The organism is Roseofilum capinflatum BLCC-M114 (assembly GCF_030068505.1).
GTDB classification, from domain to species: Bacteria; Cyanobacteriota; Cyanobacteriia; order Cyanobacteriales; family Desertifilaceae; genus Roseofilum; species Roseofilum capinflatum.
On the sequence record NZ_JAQOSO010000001.1, the window covers coordinates 34,265 to 52,017 of the forward strand.

General features: G+C 46.3%; 13 protein-coding genes. 6 read left to right on the top strand and 7 right to left on the bottom strand.

What is annotated here, in order from left to right; all coding sequences use genetic code 11:
* Nucleotides 1-3: 3 nt before the first annotated feature.
* The 3 genes from PMG25_RS00185 to sppA all read right to left on the bottom strand — a co-directional run bounded on the left by PMG25_RS00185 (nt 4) and on the right by sppA (nt 7,229).
* The gene (locus PMG25_RS00185; protein ID WP_283764895.1) at nt 4-5,796 is read right to left on the bottom strand and encodes a PAS domain S-box protein; all 5,793 of its coding nucleotides are present in this window, start codon (nt 5,794-5,796) and stop codon (nt 4-6) included.
* A gap of 171 nt (nt 5,797-5,967) precedes the next feature.
* Nucleotides 5,968-6,339: a chorismate mutase gene (aroH, locus tag PMG25_RS00190; RefSeq protein WP_347178700.1), complete on the bottom strand. Its 372-nt coding sequence runs from the start codon at nt 6,337-6,339 to the stop codon at nt 5,968-5,970.
* A 68-nt stretch (nt 6,340-6,407) separates the two neighbouring features.
* Nucleotides 6,408-7,229 (bottom strand): signal peptide peptidase SppA, encoded by an 822-nt coding sequence (gene sppA / locus PMG25_RS00195; RefSeq protein ID WP_283764897.1) that lies wholly within the window; start codon nt 7,227-7,229, stop codon nt 6,408-6,410.
* A 198-nt stretch (nt 7,230-7,427) separates the two neighbouring features.
* On the opposite strand from sppA, the gene PMG25_RS00200 reads away from it, so the two are divergent.
* Together PMG25_RS00200 and PMG25_RS00205 are read left to right on the top strand one after the other, a co-directional pair.
* Nucleotides 7,428-8,444, top strand: coding sequence for a DMT family transporter (locus tag PMG25_RS00200; RefSeq protein ID WP_283764898.1), 1,017 nt, complete (start codon nt 7,428-7,430; stop codon nt 8,442-8,444).
* 197 nt (nt 8,445-8,641) lie between these two features.
* Nucleotides 8,642-10,180 carry a peptidoglycan-binding protein gene (locus PMG25_RS00205; RefSeq protein ID WP_283764899.1) on the top strand — a complete coding sequence of 513 codons (1,539 nt, stop codon included), beginning with the start codon at nt 8,642-8,644 and terminating at the stop codon, nt 10,178-10,180.
* A gap of 28 nt (nt 10,181-10,208) precedes the next feature.
* Here PMG25_RS00205 and PMG25_RS00210 read toward each other — a convergent pair whose 3' ends face one another.
* From PMG25_RS00210 to ppk2, 3 genes are all read right to left on the bottom strand, one after another.
* Nucleotides 10,209-10,943: an ABC transporter ATP-binding protein gene (locus PMG25_RS00210; protein ID WP_283764900.1), complete on the bottom strand. Its 735-nt coding sequence runs from the start codon at nt 10,941-10,943 to the stop codon at nt 10,209-10,211.
* Nucleotides 10,944-10,968: 25 nt separating this feature from the next.
* A complete protein-coding gene (gene prfC / locus PMG25_RS00215; RefSeq protein WP_283764901.1) occupies nt 10,969-12,588 on the bottom strand; it encodes a peptide chain release factor 3 in 1,620 nt (539 codons plus the stop codon).
* A gap of 147 nt (nt 12,589-12,735) precedes the next feature.
* Nucleotides 12,736-13,551 (bottom strand): polyphosphate kinase 2, encoded by an 816-nt coding sequence (gene ppk2 / locus PMG25_RS00220; protein WP_283764902.1) that lies wholly within the window; start codon nt 13,549-13,551, stop codon nt 12,736-12,738.
* A 130-nt stretch (nt 13,552-13,681) separates the two neighbouring features.
* On the opposite strand from ppk2, the gene msrA reads away from it, so the two are divergent.
* Entirely contained in the window at nt 13,682-14,338 is a 657-nt protein-coding gene (msrA, locus tag PMG25_RS00225; RefSeq protein WP_283764903.1) for a peptide-methionine (S)-S-oxide reductase MsrA, read from the top strand.
* 263 nt (nt 14,339-14,601) lie between these two features.
* Here msrA and PMG25_RS00230 read toward each other — a convergent pair whose 3' ends face one another.
* Entirely contained in the window at nt 14,602-15,348 is a 747-nt protein-coding gene (locus PMG25_RS00230; RefSeq protein WP_283764904.1) for a creatininase family protein, read from the bottom strand.
* 189 nt (nt 15,349-15,537) lie between these two features.
* Between PMG25_RS00230 and PMG25_RS00235 the strand changes: the two genes are divergently transcribed.
* From PMG25_RS00235 to PMG25_RS00245, 3 genes are all read left to right on the top strand, one after another.
* A complete protein-coding gene (locus PMG25_RS00235) occupies nt 15,538-15,846 on the top strand; it encodes a DUF6679 family protein (protein ID WP_283764905.1) in 309 nt (102 codons plus the stop codon).
* Between the two features lie 84 nt (nt 15,847-15,930).
* Complete coding sequence (locus tag PMG25_RS00240) at nt 15,931-16,053, top strand: hypothetical protein (protein ID WP_283764906.1); 123 nt, start codon at nt 15,931-15,933, stop codon at nt 16,051-16,053.
* 87 nt (nt 16,054-16,140) lie between these two features.
* Entirely contained in the window at nt 16,141-17,715 is a 1,575-nt protein-coding gene (locus tag PMG25_RS00245; protein WP_347178701.1) for an MBL fold metallo-hydrolase, read from the top strand.
* The last annotated feature ends 38 nt before the right edge of the window (nt 17,716-17,753 follow it).

The following is a 17,753-nucleotide window of genomic DNA, read 5'->3' on the forward strand; positions in this document are numbered from 1 at the left end:
AAGTTATACCCTCTGACGATACTTTAATTCTAAAAATCGCAATTCAAATGTTGTGCCATGGTCTCGAAGCAATGTAATTTCACCTTCTAATTGTTCCGTTAGGGTACAAACTAACTCCATCCCCAAAGATTCAACATTACGAAAATCTAAATCTTCGGGGAAACCAATTCCATTATCGGCTACCTCGACCACAATTTGACCATTATTTTGCTGATACATGGTAATCTTGACTAGCCCTTTCCTCCCTTGTGGAAAAGCATGTTTTAAGGTATTCGATAATAACTCATTGACAATTAAACCACAGGGATGAGCGGTTTCTATATTTAACAAGACAGGTTCAATATTTAAATCAAAGGTTACTCGATTATTTTCTAAGTTATACGATTCAAATAAGTTATGAACTAAGTCTTCTAAATATTCACCAAAATTAATTGTATCTAGGGTCATAGAGCGATAAAGTTTTTCATGAATTAGAGCCATGGAATAAATACGACTGCGACTATCTTCTAATACCTTGATTAAGCTGGAATCACTGACATAATCAGCTTGAAATTCTAATAAATTAGAAACAACCAATAAATTGTTTTTGACTCGATGATGAATTTCTTTTAAAAGCACTTCTTTTTCTTGTAAAGAAGTTACCAATCTACTTTCTGCTTGTTTGCGATCGCTAATGTCTCGATACATCCATAAATGTCCTCGATCGACGGAATCAATTAGAATCGGAACATAGTTTTGTTCAAGGATGCGACCATCGGCTAATTGTATTTCTTGGTTGGTAACAATTTCCTGATTTGCCACAATTTTTTGATGGTTTTGACTAATTTCTTCTGGATGCTCAAATAACGGTGCAAATTCATCACCAATATTTCCCCATTTTTGTCCAATTAATCGATTAGAACAGTTTATGGTTTTGAAAATATCGCAAAATGCTTGATTGATTAAAGCGACTTTATTATGTTCATCTTTAACTAAAACTCCAAGCTGAAGATTAGAGATCAAACTGGTCAATCGAGAGGTTGTTTCTTGTAATTTTTGTTCGATTTCTTTGCGATCGCTGATATCTATCCAATAGCCAATGATTTCTAGAGGACTTCCGTTCTCGTCCCGCACTAGGTTCAGTTGGTCGTAAATCCAAATATATCTTCCTTCTTTATGCCAAAAACGGTATTCATGGCTATAAGAACCTTGTTTAAATAAAGTCTTTAAGCCGTAATGATCGATTTTGTTTTTGTCTTCTGGATGTAGATGATCTGACCAAAAATTAGGCTCAAACATTTCTAGTAATTCATAGCCAATTAAATCATAAGCATTGTCACTTACAAAGGTAAGGTCGAAGCTATCATGGGCACGAAGACTGTATAAAATGCCTGGGCTAGAAGAGAGCAAGTATTGAATTCTTTGTTGACTCATCAACAAGGCTTTTTCGGCTACAATTCTTTCTTTGAGTTCAGTTTGCAGTTGCTGATAATATTCTGATTGTTGAATAGCGATCGCCAGTTGGGAAGCAATTTGTTTTAATAAGGTGACTTCTTCAGTTTTCCACTGTCTAATTTGATCGCATTGATGAACAATTAACAGTCCCCACAATAAGTTGTTTTGTACAATAGGAACGACGATTTTACTTTTGACTTGAAATTCTTGTAGAAATTCCACTAAACAGGGCCGAATATTAGGATGACAAACATCTGATAGTGCATAGGTTTTGCCCGCAATATATTCATTATAGCATTCCCTAGGAAAAATTTCTTCGGGAAATTTTTGATCTAAGGTGCGAGTCCAACCGGGATTAACTGCTTCTGCAATGACTTGTCCGGTGTAGTTGGATAACACTCGATAAACTAAGACGCGATCGGAGAGTAAGAGTTGTTTAACTTCTTGGACTGTTGTTGTGAGGATTTCTCGCAGGTCTAAGGATTCGCGAATCCGTTGCGTAATCATTCCAAACAGTTCTTCACGTTTTACTTTCTCTAGCAAACGTTCTTCAGCACTTTTTATTTCAGTAATGTTGTTTTGAATGCCTAGATAATGAGTTAAGATTCCTCGATCGTCATGAATTGGAGAAATAGTGACTCGGTTCCAAAATAAGGTTCCGTCTTTGCAATAGTTTCGCAATACAACTGTACAGCTTTCTTCATTTTTTAAGGCTTGACGAATGATTTTAAGTCCGTCTTGATGGCGATCTTTGCCTTGCAGAATCCGGCAATTTTTGCCGATGATGTCTTGTGCTGAATATCCCGTGACACGCTCAAAGGCAGGATTAACGGAAATGACGGGGAAATCGGGCTGTTTGGCATCGACAATGACGATACCGTTGCTACTGGCAGAAATGGCTCGTTCGCTCAAGCGTAATTGTTCTTCGACTTGTTTGCGTTGGGTGATATCGGAGGCAGCGCCTAGAATTTGTATGGGTTTCCCTTGAGGATCTTTGGTGAAAATTGTATCTCGACTAACGAACCAATGCCATTGCCCTTGGCGATCGCGCATTCGGTATTCAATTTCCCAAATTTCTGTATCACTTGTATCCATCAAGTTTTGATGAAACTGATATACTTTGGGCCGATCTTCTGGATGCATGAGTTGGTCAAACAGGCTATTGCCCATGTCCTGAATCTCACGGGGACTGTAGCCTAGAACGACAGCAATATTTTTATTGGCATAAATATTCTTTTGCTTCTCTAAGTCATAAATATATAAGATATTTGGACTCGCATCCGCAATGCGTTGAATAAATCGCTCGCTCTCTTGCAGCGCTAATTCGGCTTTCTTACGGTGGGTAATATCTAGGGCAGCACAAGTTACTCCAATCACTTGATTATCTAAATTCAACAAGGGGTCAACGGTTAAATCATAACACTTAAAGTCCCCTTGATTAGTGACAATTATTTCTTCTCGAACTCCTATCTTAGAGTCTAAAACTTGTTGTTTAATTGCCTCTAATTTTTGACCTTCTTCGGGTACAAATAAATCTCTATCTAATTTGCCGAGAATGATCTCTGGCTCATAACCAGGAGGAGGATTATAAATCCAGGTATATCGCAGATCTAAATCTTGGTTGAAGACAACAATGGGAGAATTTTTTAGGGCAATTCTAAACCGTTCTTCGGCATAACGGAGGGCTTCATTGGCGGCTTGTAAATCTGCTGTGCGTTGAGTGACTTGATCTTCTAGGGTTTGATTGAGATATTTGAGGGCTTCTTCGGCTTGCTTGCGATCGCTAATATCGGTAATACTGCCCACATACCCGATGATGTTCCCGTCCTCATCTACATCAGCAACGGCCTGGCCCACGACCCAAACGACTCGGCCATCTAGATGTTGAAAGCGATACTCAGAATAAAATGTGCGATTCTCCTCTACAGCTTGAGACCACTGGTGAAGCACCCATTCTGAATCCAGGGGATGGAGAGTTTGAGACCACCCTTCCATTATCGCTTCTTGTGGGCATAGACCGGTCATCTCACACCAGCGATGATTGACGTATAAACATCGGCCTTGGTTATCTGTCTGAAAGATGCCCACAGGAGATGCACTGGCTAAGGTAGCATAGCGTTGTTGACTTTTTTTTAAGGCGGATTCTATCTCTCGCCGCTCTGTAATATCTCGACCGACGGCGTAAAAATAGGGTTCATCGGCTGGCATGGCTGTCCAAGCAATCCATCGATAGGAGCCATCTTGAGCGCGATACCGATGTTCAAAGTTAACGGTGGGGACTCTAGAGGCGAGTTGCTGCACTTGAGCTTCGGTGGCGGCTAAGTCGTCGGGATGGACGAAATCTAATAAGGTACTTGATTGCAGTTGTTCTGGGCTATATCCCAAGAGTCCTTGAAAACGGGGATTGATGCGCTTAAAAGAACCGTCAAAGCCGATAATGCAAAAGAGATCGAGGGAAAGGTTAAAAAATTGGTTTAATTCTTCTGTGAGGCGATGTCGTTCTAGGACAGATGCGAGTAAATGGGCGATCGCCTCTAAAAATTGCACTTCGTCCGGACTAAAATGGCGATGTTCCCTAGTATGCACGCCCAACACCCCAAAGGGATGCCCTAAACCGGGAATCAGGGTGGTTACGCCACTAATTACGCGCCCTTGATTGAGTAATACTGAACCGCGAAATCGGGTTTCTACCCGTAGGTCATCTACGACCACGGATTGGCCAGACCATAAGGTATACCCTAATTGGGTATTTTTGGCAGCACTGAGGGTTAGTTGTTCAAGGGAATGCTGAAGATCTTGATGGTGAACGGAGTTAAATCCATGGGCGGCTTTAATTTGAAATGCGGCTTGATTGGGCAAGAGTTCTAGCAGTTCTACATAGTCCACATCTAGGGTTTTGGCAATCTCCCGTACAATTTTATTCATTAGTACCTGGAGGTTGGTGCTGGCGATCGCATCCTGGCTTAAATGGGTTAAGGTTTGTTGCTGGCGATCGCGCAACCGAAGCTGCATTTGCGCTTCCTGTCGTCGGCTTAAATCTATCCCTGTGATAATCACATGGGTAATCTTTCCCCGGTCGCGAAAAATCTGGTTTGACCACTCAATGCGGCGTTGTCCACTCTTTTGAGTCAGCCAATGGCCTTGATACATCTCCGTCGATTCTCCCCGAAGCGCTTGCTGAAGAACTTGTTTAATCTCAAGTTGCTCGGCGACTGGAATTAAAAATTCCCAAAATCGCTGACCTTGAGCTTGTTTTTCTCCATAACCACTCAAATGTTGACAGGTGTGATTAAAATAAATGATTTCACCGTGGCGATTCACCACAACGACTAAGGCATCAACGGCATTAAGAATGGCGCGGGTAAAGTTGCGCTCTTGTTCTAAAGCGTACTGCATCCATTGATGTTCCCTCAGTTGGGTGGGTAAATCTTGGAACTGCAAGCTTTGTTTTAAGGCGATCGCCAATTGATCGGCTTGCTGTTTGAGAAATGCTTCATCGGGTCTAGACCAATGCCGAGGGGCGATCGCCTGCTGCGCGGTGAGCAGTCCCCAGAGATGATCCCCTTGGACAATGGGAACCACTAAGTTGGCTCTCACCTGAATTTGCCGTAAGAATTCCACATGACAAGGGGTTAACTCTCCGGACTCAATATCATGGGTAACTTGGGTGCGTCCATTTTGATAGGCTTTAAATAGATCTTCGCCAAAGTGAGGATCGGTAATCTTTCGACCGAATAAGGATTGGCATAAGGGATTTACTGATTCAGCAATGACTGTGCCACCGCCATTGGGTTCAAAGCGATAAATTAACACCCGATCGCACTTTAAGCCTTGATGAATCTCTTTAACGGTGCGATTGAGAAGAGTCTGAAAGTCAATCTTGTGGCGATCATCGGGTTCTGTCTGTGTTGTTTGAAGTTGGGCCAATCCATAGTAAACGGCGATCGCATCTAGATTTTGTAGACTTTGTTGCAGTTTTTCCCCTAAGATCGCCCCCACGATCTCTCCCTGGCGATCGAGTATGGGCAAATACCAAATCTGCTGCTCATGCATCAGTTTTGTCACTGCCCACAGATCTAAATCGGGTTGCCAAGTTAAACTCCAACTCTGGGCAGTCATCACCCGGTCAATGGTAACCCCACCCCATTCCTGGCGATGGCGGCACATCTGATGATAATCGGATACCGTCACTACCCCTAGAACTTGTTGGTTGTCCCTGACCAGTAGATAAGGATGAGAGGCTCGATGATCGCAACGGGCGATCGCCTCCTCCACCGTTAGATCCGGTGAAATCACGATCGGATGGCGATCGAGAACAGTTTCTAGACTGGGCAGTTGCAAAGAGACAGAAGCAAAGGACATAATTCAAATGCCAGAACAGTTCCAGCCGAAAGCCTGACCGATAGCAGGGAACAGTGGAGAGCGATCGCGGCAGTTCTCGCTCACTCCTATTTTGCTAGATCACTTACTCCATCATAGCCTCGAATACTGCTTCTGATTTCCAGCCTTCTGGGTTGTTAGCTTCATCCCTTCTCAGGTCTGGCTTAAGTCCGGTCGCAGTTTCTTGGCTCCCCTTAAATAGGGGTGGATGACATGACTTTCCCCTGGTAGGTAAGCATGAATTAGAAATCGGATACAGTGGGTGAGAGCGCCTTCTACATGCATTTGTTGCACATCTAATAGGGGCACATGATCCCATCCTTCCCGTTGCCGGGCGATCGCTGCTGGAAACACTGCATCGAGATCGCGAGTAACTGAAAATGTGACGCTAATGAGTTGGTCAGGGCAAAGCTGGTTTTTTCGGTCTAGCTCATCGAGTAACTCAGTTACTGCTGCTTGGATCGCCTCAACGGTATTTTCTTCTACTGTCGTTGCCCCACGAATTGCCCGGACTTGCCAACCCACGTTCCTCTTCTCCATGCTTAGTAATTAGTGCTGGTCTGGTTTGGATACAGAAAAAATCACTCCTTCTATCAAGGTCGATACAACCATAACGGCAAGCCATTGGTTGATGCCTCAAACTCTAACCAGTCCATGGCAGCCGGCAATCCTGATTTTACCCGATTATCGCCATTAATAATTCGACTCCATAAAGGTTTAGGTTCTTCGATGGTTTTACACTCGGTTTTCTGGGGGTCAAGGCCGACTAATTCGGCTAACCACAGACGAGCGTCTTCTTCGGTTCCCAGGCGATCGACTACGCCTAATTCTAAGGCCTGTTGACCGGTAAAAATACGACCATCGGCAAAACTTTTGACGCGATCGACTTCTAGCTTCCGGGATTCGGCCACGGTTTGCACAAACTGCTGATAACTGGTATCGATCATCTGTTGCAGAATGTCCTGTTCTTCCTGGGTTAATTCTCGGTCAAAGGCCAAGATATCTTTGTAGGGGCCCGATTTGACCACCTTGAAGGAGACTCCAATTTTATCTAAGAGGCGCTCTAAATTATTTCCGCGCAAAATTACACCAATGCTACCTGTAATTGTACCCGGATTAGAGACGATATGCTCGGCTCCCATGCCAATATACACACCACCAGAGGCAGAAATATTACCAAAACTAGCCACGACTTTGATTTTCTCTCGCAGTCGCATTAAGGCGGCGTAAATTTCCTGGGAATCTCCCACGGTTCCCCCAGGGGAATCAATCCGCAGCAGGAGAGCCGGGTATTTTTTCTCTTCCACCGTCTTTAGGGCTTCTAAAACCCGTTTGCGCGTTCCAGAGGCGATCGCCCCATTAATTTCAATCCGAGCAATTTGCTTGCGTGCTTTTGACTTAAAAAACCAAATCATAATTAACCTAGATGTTGACAGAGAACAAGACCGGCCAGCTCCCTTAATCCATTATCTCCTAACCCCCTCCTCCGTGAGCGATGGCCCAAAGGCGATCGCTTCACAAATCTACATAGATTACAATATCTCTTAACTCTTTGCCAAGGGAGCATCTAGCTCTAAGCTCTACCTTGGCTTGCTGCCCTCAACTGTGGAAACATGCAACTCAAACCCATCAACCGTCCATCCTCTTGGCTCTTCTCTCTCCTCCTGATTTCCCCCTTCTTCTTCTGGGGAACTGCCATGGTGGCCATGAAAGGTTCCCTCCCCCACACCACCCCCTTCTTTATCGCCACCCTGCGCCTGGTTCCTGCGGGAATCCTGATCCTGCTGGCGGGTTGGCTCACCCAACGGCCCCAACCCCAAGGCGTTAAAGCCTGGTTATGGATTAGTCTGTTTGCCCTCATCGATGGAACCCTGTTTCAAGGCTTTCTCGCCCAAGGATTAGTCAGAACCAATGCCGGACTTGGCTCGGTGATGATTGACTCCCAACCCCTGGCTGTAGCGCTGATGGCTGCCTGGTTATTCGGAGAAACCATCGGTTGGTGGGGGGCATTGGGCTTAATTCTAGGTATCAGTGGCATTAGTCTAATTGGATTGCCCGATGAATGGATATTAGGCGGATTTCCGGTGCAAGAGTTGCCCAGTTTCACCCAGATTTTCCAGAACGGACAAGGCTTAATGCTCTTTGCCGCCCTATCTATGGCCATGGGAACGATTCTGATCCGCTATGTGAGTCGCCATGCCGATCCCCTGATGGCTACGGGTTGGCATATGATCTTGGGCGGACTCCCCCTGATGCTCGGCTCTGGCCTTTGGGAAACTCATCAATGGGATCACCTGTTTCTGAGTGATTGGATGGCGATCGCCTATTCCACAGTTTTCGGCAGTGCGATCGCCTATGGACTCTTCTTTTACTTTGCCTCCTCCGGCAACCTCACCAGCTTTAGCTCCCTCACCTTCCTCACCCCCGTCTTTGCCCTCCTGTTTGGTAATCTGATCCTCGAAGAAGTCCTGAGTCCCTTACAATGGCTAGGAGTTGTCTTAACCCTAATTAGCATCTACCTCGTCAACCAACGGGAAATCCTTGCGGCCAAATTTAACTTAAAATTTTCTCCGAACTCGGATGCCTCCCTAGGTTCACTCTCTGTAGAAATCGACGAGAAGAATCCCTAAATACCTATTTTTGCCATGGTACAATCCCCTTAAATTGCTCCGTCCCCTTCCGAGCATCTGCTGAATCCCTCCCCCTTCCCAGAGCATAGCCCGCCCATTATCAAGGGCCGATGCTTGCCACCCAGAGCAATCCAAGGTATCACAGACTCATAGATCCTCAATTCATACACTCTGTCTACCGGCAGTGGCTTACTCTAATGTCCTATCGCCTCTCCCTATGTATTTTTAGTACCCTTGCCAGTCTAGGAATCATCAATTCTGGGACGGCGATCGCCCTCTCTCCCCCTAAAGAAAGCCAAGCGATCGTACTGGCCCAAGCCTCCGAAAATGTCTGCGATCGGGGTCTAGAATTAGCCCAGCAAGCCAATCAAGCTGGAAAAGTGGCCACCACTGCCGGTCAATGGACTCAAATTTCCCAGCAGTGGCAACAAGCGGCTGACCTGATGGCTCAAGTGCCCTCAGACGATGACTGTTATGAAAAAGCCCAAGAAAGAATAGACTTTTATCGCAATAACAGCCAAATTGCCCTGGAAGAAGCGGAAAAAAGCCGCACCCCTAGACCCCTGCTCTCCCTAGGCGCTCAGGGAGAAGCGGTGAGGGAACTTCAGCAACAGCTTACAGACTTGGGTTATTTCCAAGGTGAAATAGATGGGATTTATGACCAAACGACTCAGGATGCGGCGATCGCCTTCCAAAGCGCCCAAGGTTTAACTGCTGATGGTCAAGTGGGTCAAAATACTTGGGATCGGTTAGACTCTGCCATCATTACTCAGATGACCCGTGAAACCGACAGCGAAGAACGTGAATCAGAGAAAGACAAAACTAACCAAAAACCCTCTAAACAACAAGGAATAATCGGTTGGGTGATGATGGGGTTAGGAGGCTTAACTGTTTTAGGAGGAACCGTTTTTATCCTCCTGAAACTGCTCAATCGAGGGGTTGAAGAAGACGATGAATTTGAAGAGGAAGAGGACGAAGCCGATCGAGACAGGGTTGATCCAGTGCCCGATTCCTCAGCACCGGAACTAATGCCTTCTCTCGCTCAAGCGGCTCTAGAAAAATTTCGCAATGGCAAATTAGAGTCTGACCATCAAGAAACCGAATCGAAAAGCATTTCTGAAGATCCATCGGAACAAGTTTCCCCAGAAAAACCTGCCCATCCAGAACTCGAAAAAGAACCTGAATCTCCTGAAGAAACTACACCAGAATCGGAAAAAAACAATCAGCTTTTACCGGTTAACGAAACCACCCGTTTGCCCAAGCTCACCATTGTTGAGGATCTGATTCAAGACTTAGAAAGTGCCGATCCTCAAAAGCGCCGCCAAGCCATTTGGGAATTGGGACAACGGGGTAATTCTTTAGCCGTCAAACCGTTGTTAAATTTACTCTTCGATTCCGATTCGGGACAGCGAACTTTGATTTTATCCGCTCTATCGGAAATTGGTGTAAAAACTATTAAACCGATGAATCGGGCATTATCCTTATCCTTACAAGATGATAATCCAGAAGTGAGAAAAAATGCCATTCGAGATTTTACTCGTATGTATGAGTTGATTTCTACTGTTAGCCATATGATGTGTCATGCTGTAGACGATCCGGATGAGGAAGTTCAAGAAGTCGCGGAGTGGGCTGTCTTGCAATTACGACGCATTAGCGCCATGTCCAATCAGGTGAAACTTAAAAAGAGGAATTCTTCGGATTCATCGGAGGATTTTTTGGACGATGAGGATTACTAGGTTATTGAATTGAAAGGTGGTCTACATTTTAAGCTTGCTGATGGGAAGCGTGTAACTCATCTAAATTTAAATGGGACTGAACCACTTGCCCATCTCTAAACCAAATGATGCGGTTGGTTAACCGAGCCACATCAGGTTCATGGGTTACCATAACTACTGTCATGCCATCTTGGTTTAATTGGGTAAAGATATTCATGACTTCTTCGGTGGTTTTGGTGTCTAATGCACCCGTTGGCTCATCTGCAAGCAAGACGACAGGACGATTGACGATCGCCCTGGCGATCGCCACCCGTTGCTGCTGTCCTCCAGAGAGTTGATTGGGTCTATTTTGCATTCGATTGTCCAAACCCACTTGTTTCAAGGCTTCCGCCGCTTTATCTCGACGTTCTCGCCCTTTCACCCCCGCATAAACCATGGGCAACATCACATTTTCTAGGGCGGTTAATTGGGCTAATAAATGAAATTGCTGAAACACAAACCCTAGTTTTTGATTGCGAATGGCAGAAAGTTCCTTTTTGGGTAACTGAGCCACATCCGTACCATCTAAGTAATACTGTCCGCTACTGGGACGGTCTAAACAGCCGATAATATTCATGGCGGTGGATTTTCCTGACCCAGAGGGGCCCATAATGGCGCAATATTCCCCCGCTTGAATACTTAAACTGACATCGGCGATCGCCTGAACTTCTACATCCCCCATCTGATAGACTTTAGAGATATGTTCTAAGCGAATAATATCTTTTTTTTCTAATTCTTGGTTCATGGATTTTAGAGCGCTCGGCGCTATATTAATTGGATTGCCCAGAGGATAGAGGAGCGATCGCACTCAATCTCAGATCCGGATGATCGCCCTGGACTTGCTGCAAGTTCCACTCATTCTTAAACAACAGCACCGGTCGATCCCAATTATCCTTAACTGTCATCGTATTAAACAACCGCCCCATCTGGTCTAAAAAGTCCCAGCCATTGAGTACCCATCGCGCTACCGAATAGGATAATAACTCCGTGCGAGTCTCTACCCCATATTCATTCAGCAGGCGAAATTGCACTACCTCAAATTGCAACTGACCGACAGCCGCTAAAATGGGGTCGCGCTTAGATTCATCACTAGAATACATAATCTGTACGGCTCCCTCTTCCCGCAATTGGGTGACCCCTTTGTGGAATTGCTTAAATTTGGAGGGATTGGGGTTTCTCAAATAGGCAAATAATTCGGGTGAAAAACAAGGAATGCCTTCATATTCCACTTTTTTACCCGTATAAATCGTATCGCCGATCGCAAACACCCCTGGATTATTCAACCCAATCACATCCCCTGGATAAGCCACCTCTACCGAGCCTCGGTCTTGAGCAAACAGTTTTTGAGGACGCGAGAGGCGCACGGTTTTCCCGGTACGAGCATGACTCACCGTCATATCCTTTTCAAATTTCCCGGTACAAACGCGCACAAATGCCACGCGATCGCGGTGTTTCGGGTCCATATTTGCCTGTAGCTTAAACACAAAGCCCGTAAACTCTGGATATTCTGGAGACATCAACCCCTCCGAGCTTTTGCGATCTCCGGGTTTCAGGGCGTATTGTAAAAAGGCATCCAAAAAGAGCTGCACGCCGAAATTGGTCATGGCGCTCCCAAAAAATACTGGCGTTAATTCTCCTGCGTGGATCTCGTCTAAGTCAAACTCTGACCCCAAGCCATCGAGTAATTCCAAATCTTCCTTAAGCTGATAATACAAATCCTGGTCTAATAATTCCTCAATGCGCGGATCGCCCAAGCGAATCATGGTATCCTTTGCGGCTTGTTTACCATGGGCATTGCGTTCAAACAAATGAATTTCCTGGGTATGGCGATCGTACACCCCTTGGAAGCGATCGCCCGTTCCAATCGGCCAATTCACCGGATAAGTTTTTAACCCCAACTCCTGCTCAATTTCGTCCAATAACTCCAGAGGTTCGCGGGTGGGGCGATCCATCTTATTAAAAAACGTAAAAATCGGAATTCTCCGCATCCGACAAACTTCAAACAGCTTACGGGTTTGTGGCTCCAACCCCTTCGCCGCATCCTCCAACATCACCGCATTATCCGCCGCCGCCAACGTCCGATAAGTATCTTCACTAAAATCCTGGTGTCCCGGCGTATCCAACAAATTAATCTGACAGTCCTGATACTGAAACTGCAACACCGTCGAAGTAATCGAAATTCCCCTCTGTTGCTCCATAGCCATCCAGTCCGATGTCGCTCGGCGCTGACTTGCCCTAGCCTTCACTGCCCCCGCTTCATGAATTGCCCCTCCATAGAGGAGCAATTTTTCCGTTAACGTAGTTTTACCCGCGTCAGGGTGAGAAATAATCGCAAAGTTGCGCCGGCCATCAACCGCGTTTTGAATTTCCGTAGACAGATCGGTAGACATTAGGAATAACAATGAACAACATAGTTAGAACAAGAGCGACCTATGGCATTGTATCTTTACCGTAAAAAACACTATAGGCCAAAGATCTATCATAATCCATGGAGAAAGCAATTGAGGAGTTGCCAACCATTTCTTCATCTTTCTAATCTAGAACTTTTGAGGAATAACCCGTCTGTCCTTCAACGACAAATGATCGTCATATTGATGCTTGAGATCTCGCTTACCCAATTTTACCGGTTGAATCGGCAACTCTTCATAGGGAATTAAACTGAGGAAATGGGAAATACAATTGAGGCGGGCCCGTTTTTTATGATCGGCCGGCACAATATACCAAGGAGCTAAATCCGTATCTGTCGCTTTCAACATCTTATCTCTAGCATGGGAATACTCATACCAGCGTTGATAGGATTGAACATCCATGGGACTCAACTTCCAGACTTTACGCATATCGTGAATGCGGTCTTGGAAGCGATGTTCTTGTTCTTTCATGCTGGTATCTAACCAATATTTAATCAGTTGAATCCCCGAATCGACAATCATATGTTCAAACGTGGGGGTATATTGCAAAAATCTCTGGTACTCTTCATCGGTGCAAAATCCCATCACCCGCTCAACACCGGCCCGGTTGTACCAACTGCGATCGAAAATAACGACCTCTCCGGCTGCGGGAAAATGCTGAATATAGCGCTGGAAATACAACTGAGTCTTTTCCCTTTCTGAAGGAGTCGGCAGGGCAACGACGCGGAACACCCTAGGGCTAACGCGATCGACAATGCGCTTAATCATGCCGCCTTTTCCGGCTGCATCTCGACCTTCAAAGACCACAATAATCCTCAATCCCTTGGCTTGTACCCAATATTGCAACTTAACTAATTCGGCATGAAGCTTAGTTAATTCAGATTCATATGTTTCCTTGGAGAGTTTACCGGGTTTTTTTTCGCTCGCTTTCTTCTTTTTTCCCATGCATCTGCCCATTTTAACTGACTATACTAGCCTATCATCGCTAGGAGGGTGGGCAGAAGGGGAAAAGGGACTGCCAACTTCACAAAGTTTTGTAACAATAGAAGGTGTTCCCTTATTTCAGAATTGCTCTATGTTTCTATTTGGATTAGGCAAGAAAGCCACCCTCCCCACTGCTGAAGAAGCTTTACCGGGGCGTAAAGTCTCCATGCCTGTACCCGAAAAACACTTCGTCAATGGCAATCCTCTGCAACCGCCCTACCCAGAGGGCATGGAAATGGCGATGTTTGGCTTAGGTTGTTTTTGGGGAGCAGAGCGCTGTTTCTGGAAACAACCGGGAGTGTTTAGCACGGCTGTAGGGTATGCGGGGGGATATACTCCTAACGCCAACTACCAGGAAGTCTGCACCGGTCGAACGGGTCATAATGAAGTGGTGCGGGTGGTGTTTGACCCCCAACAAACAAGTTATGAAACCCTGCTGAAAGTCTTCTGGGAAAGTCATGACCCCACCCAAGGAATGCGCCAAGGGAATGATGTGGGAACCCAATACCGTTCTGGCATTTATGTCTATTCTGAGCCTCAGAAGGAACTGGCACAAAAATCCCGCCAAGTCTACCAAGAAGAGCTGAAGAAGGCGGGATATGGGGAAATTACTACGGAAATTATTGATGCGCCTGAGTTTTATTACGCTGAGGACTATCACCAACAGTATCTAGCCAAAAATCCTGGTGGGTATTGTGGCTTAGGTGGAACGAAGGTGGCTTGTCCAGGGGTAACGACGGTTTCTTAAATATCCTTTGTTAAATCCCCTTGAGGATCATTGCCAGCAAAAATTAGGATTGATTGTAGGGGTGTTTCATGTCGCGTTGGCGTAGCCTGCGCGGAGCGCATAGCGAAACGGACTGAAAGCCCCTACTGGACTGGCAACCCTAAAATGGTGAGTTACGGCGGATTGATAGATTGCTGTCAGAGTCTAGGTTTTAGCCGCCTAACCCACCCTACGCTAAGGCACTATTTTAGCTGTGTCACGGCACTGTAGGTCGTTTTTCTGGCCTAACTCTTGCCGATGAATTTCTGATAGCTCTCGGTCAACTCTTCTACGGCTAAGTTATAAAATTCTTTGCCATGTTCTGGGGTGGCTAGGGCGGGGTTTGACCCCATGCGACCATCGGGATAGTGGCGACGGAATTCGGCGGGGGTGGTGATGGGGTGACCTTTGCCAACTTCTGGAGAGAGGGGGGCGGTTTTAATGGAGTCGGGATAAACGTACTGGGTGAGGGCGACTTCGCTGGGGGTAGCGTGAGACCCTTCTTGATCGCCGTACAATTCTTGGGCGTGTTTATAGACGCTGCGACACATAAACCAGTTGGCTAAATGGCAGGTGACTTTTCCTTCGGGGTCGATGTTGAGGTGGGCTAGGTGGGTATAGAGTTCAGAAAAGGCGGCTTTCATGGGGGAAATATTGCCCCCGTGACCGTTAATAAAGAAGAATTTGGTAAATCCGGCTTGGGCTAAGTAGGTGAGATAGTCTTTGATCACTAAAATTAGGGTGGAGGGCTGGAGGCTCATGGTTCCGGGGAAGGCGGTATGATGGAGGGCCATACCGACGTTGATGGTGGGGCCAACTAGAGCTTGGGTTTTTTGGCCGACTCCTTTGGCGATCGCCTCGGCACAAATGGCATCTGTACCAATTAACCCGGTTGGCCCGTGTTGTTCGGTGGAGCCAATGGGCAAAATTAAGCCTGTAGAGTGTTCAAGGTAGCGTTCGACTTCTGGCCAGGTGCTGAGATGGAGCAACATAAGACTAACAGGGAAGAGAGCATCCTCTAGGGTAGCAAACTCTCTAGGTTCCGGGAAGGCGATCGCGATCGGTCACCGAAAAAATTTGTACAATTTACGAAATTCGATCCAATTCTATGGTTCTATCGTTAAAATAAGCGATAACATTTGAAAAGCCCAACTCTAAAGCCACATATAACATAGCCAATTATGCTACATCGCAAGATCTATCAACTCTGCTCCGAGGGTCGTGAAGTCTGGATTTTCTTGCGAGACCAGCAACGCTGGATAGAATGCGCTCGCGTTCTAGAAATCGAAGGAGATTTAGTCACGATTCGCTATGAAACCGAAGAGGAGGATGAGATCTGTGCTTGGGAAGAAATGGTTCGCCTAGAAAGCATTGGTGCAGTGACCCAAAAGCTCTCAAATTGTCCCAAGGGCAATAGTGAACTGCTGGTCTCAGATGAGTGTCCAGAAGCCGAGCAAATTCGCCAGCACCCAGAATCGAATCCGGATTAACCCAAGCTCTAACCCTAGCGATCGCCCCTTGGGCCAATACGCTATCATTCACAACTGAAAACCTTAAATCATAACCCCAAGACTATGGATGTTAAATTGATTCTAGTCATTCTGACTGCCCTGTTTACAGTCACTACCTTATTTTTCGGAACCAAAAACGGGTTCTACGACTCCGACAACTACCACGGTAACGGTTCTGCCCATTAATCCTCTGTAGGGTGGGCAGGGCAAGCCGTGTAGAATTTGAATAGTATCGCCGATTCTCCTGCCCACCCTATCTCGTGTCAACCCTTGATTACCCTTGAATGTATTCCCTATGGGACAGGTCAATCTGGGGATGGAGTCTGCTTACTGGTGCGGATGGGCCCCTATCGCATCTTGCTCGACTGCGGTTTGCATCAGATCGATCCCCTGCTTGCGACTGAGGCAGTTGATCTGGTCTTCTGTTCCCATGCCCATCCTGACCATTGTCGAGGTCTGCCGGATTTATCGGCTCGGTTTCCCCATGTGCCCATTTATGCTAGTGAGGTTACTCGGCAACTCCTATCCTTACAAGGCCTACAAGAGAAGGCTTGTCAGCCTTTAGGGTGGCGATCGCCGCAACCCCTCAAACCCCATCTGAGTGCCCAACTCTATCCCTGCGGCCATCTCCCAGGAGCGGCCTCCCTCCTGCTTACCTACAGGGCCCCAGAACGTACCTACACCCTCTTCTACACCGGCGATTACTTTTCCTCTAACTCCCGGCTCGTAGAACGGATGCGGATTGAAGATGTGCGCGGACTCCAACCAGATGTGCTGATTATCGAAGCCACCTACGGAACCGCCCGTCATCCCAACCGTCGCCACCAGGAAAACCATCTAGCCTCGCGAATTTACACAACTCTAAAACAACAAAAATCCGTTTTACTACCGGTTCCGGTTCTCGGTCTCGGTCAAGAACTCCTCATGTTGTTGCGCTCTCATCATCAGTTTACCGGCCAAGATATTGATATTTGGGTCGATGAAACGATTGCCAAAGGCTGCGATGCCTATCTAGATATTTTGCCCCATCTGCCCAGCAATGTGCAAAATTTTGCCCAACATCAATCCTTGTTTTGGGATGAGCGAGTCCGTCCCCAGGTGCGTCGCCTTCCAGAGAATCAGGACTCTGGCCAACTGCCCCGATATCCCTCGATTGTGGTTGCCCATCGTCAATCCAATCTCCAGCAATGGATTGAAGCCGATCCGGAGAGCTGGTTAGTCTTGTTGTCTGAACATGCCGAAGATACGGCTCAACTGGCCCAAACCTTAGAGCGGATTCAAGGTGTTAAAATTGAAACCTATCTCTTTTCCCAACATTGTGATGGTTTAGGAACGACCCAACTGATTCATAATATTCGTCCCCAACATATTGTTTTTTTTCATGGCAGTCATGCTTATCTAGCAGATTTAGCGGGTTTGGAAGAACTCCAAAATCGTTATCATCTCCATTGTCCCCAAACTAATAAACGAGTAGAATTACCTATTGGTGATACCTTTATTCAACCGGCGGCTCCCGAAACCCATTATGAAGGGGAATTAATGGAATTAGAGACCACCATTGGCATCCATTTACCCGAAGAAATTACCCGCGATCGCCGTTGGCAACAGTTCAGCGATACCGGCATTCTAGAAGCCCGTTGGCAAGGAGAAGAGCTAGTCATTCGCCCTCTCTCTCAACGGGAATTACTGTCCCAAGGACTTCCGAAAATGCCCCCCGATCTCGACTGTTGCGGGAACTGCGCCCATTATCGTGGGCAGCGCTGTTGGAATCCAGCCTCAGCCTTATTTGAATTTAGAGTCAGTCCCGATGGTGTCTGTCCCGTCTTTGCCCGCAAACGAGTTGAGTAAGATTATTCTATTACCCATTACCCGCGCAAAGCGCTAGA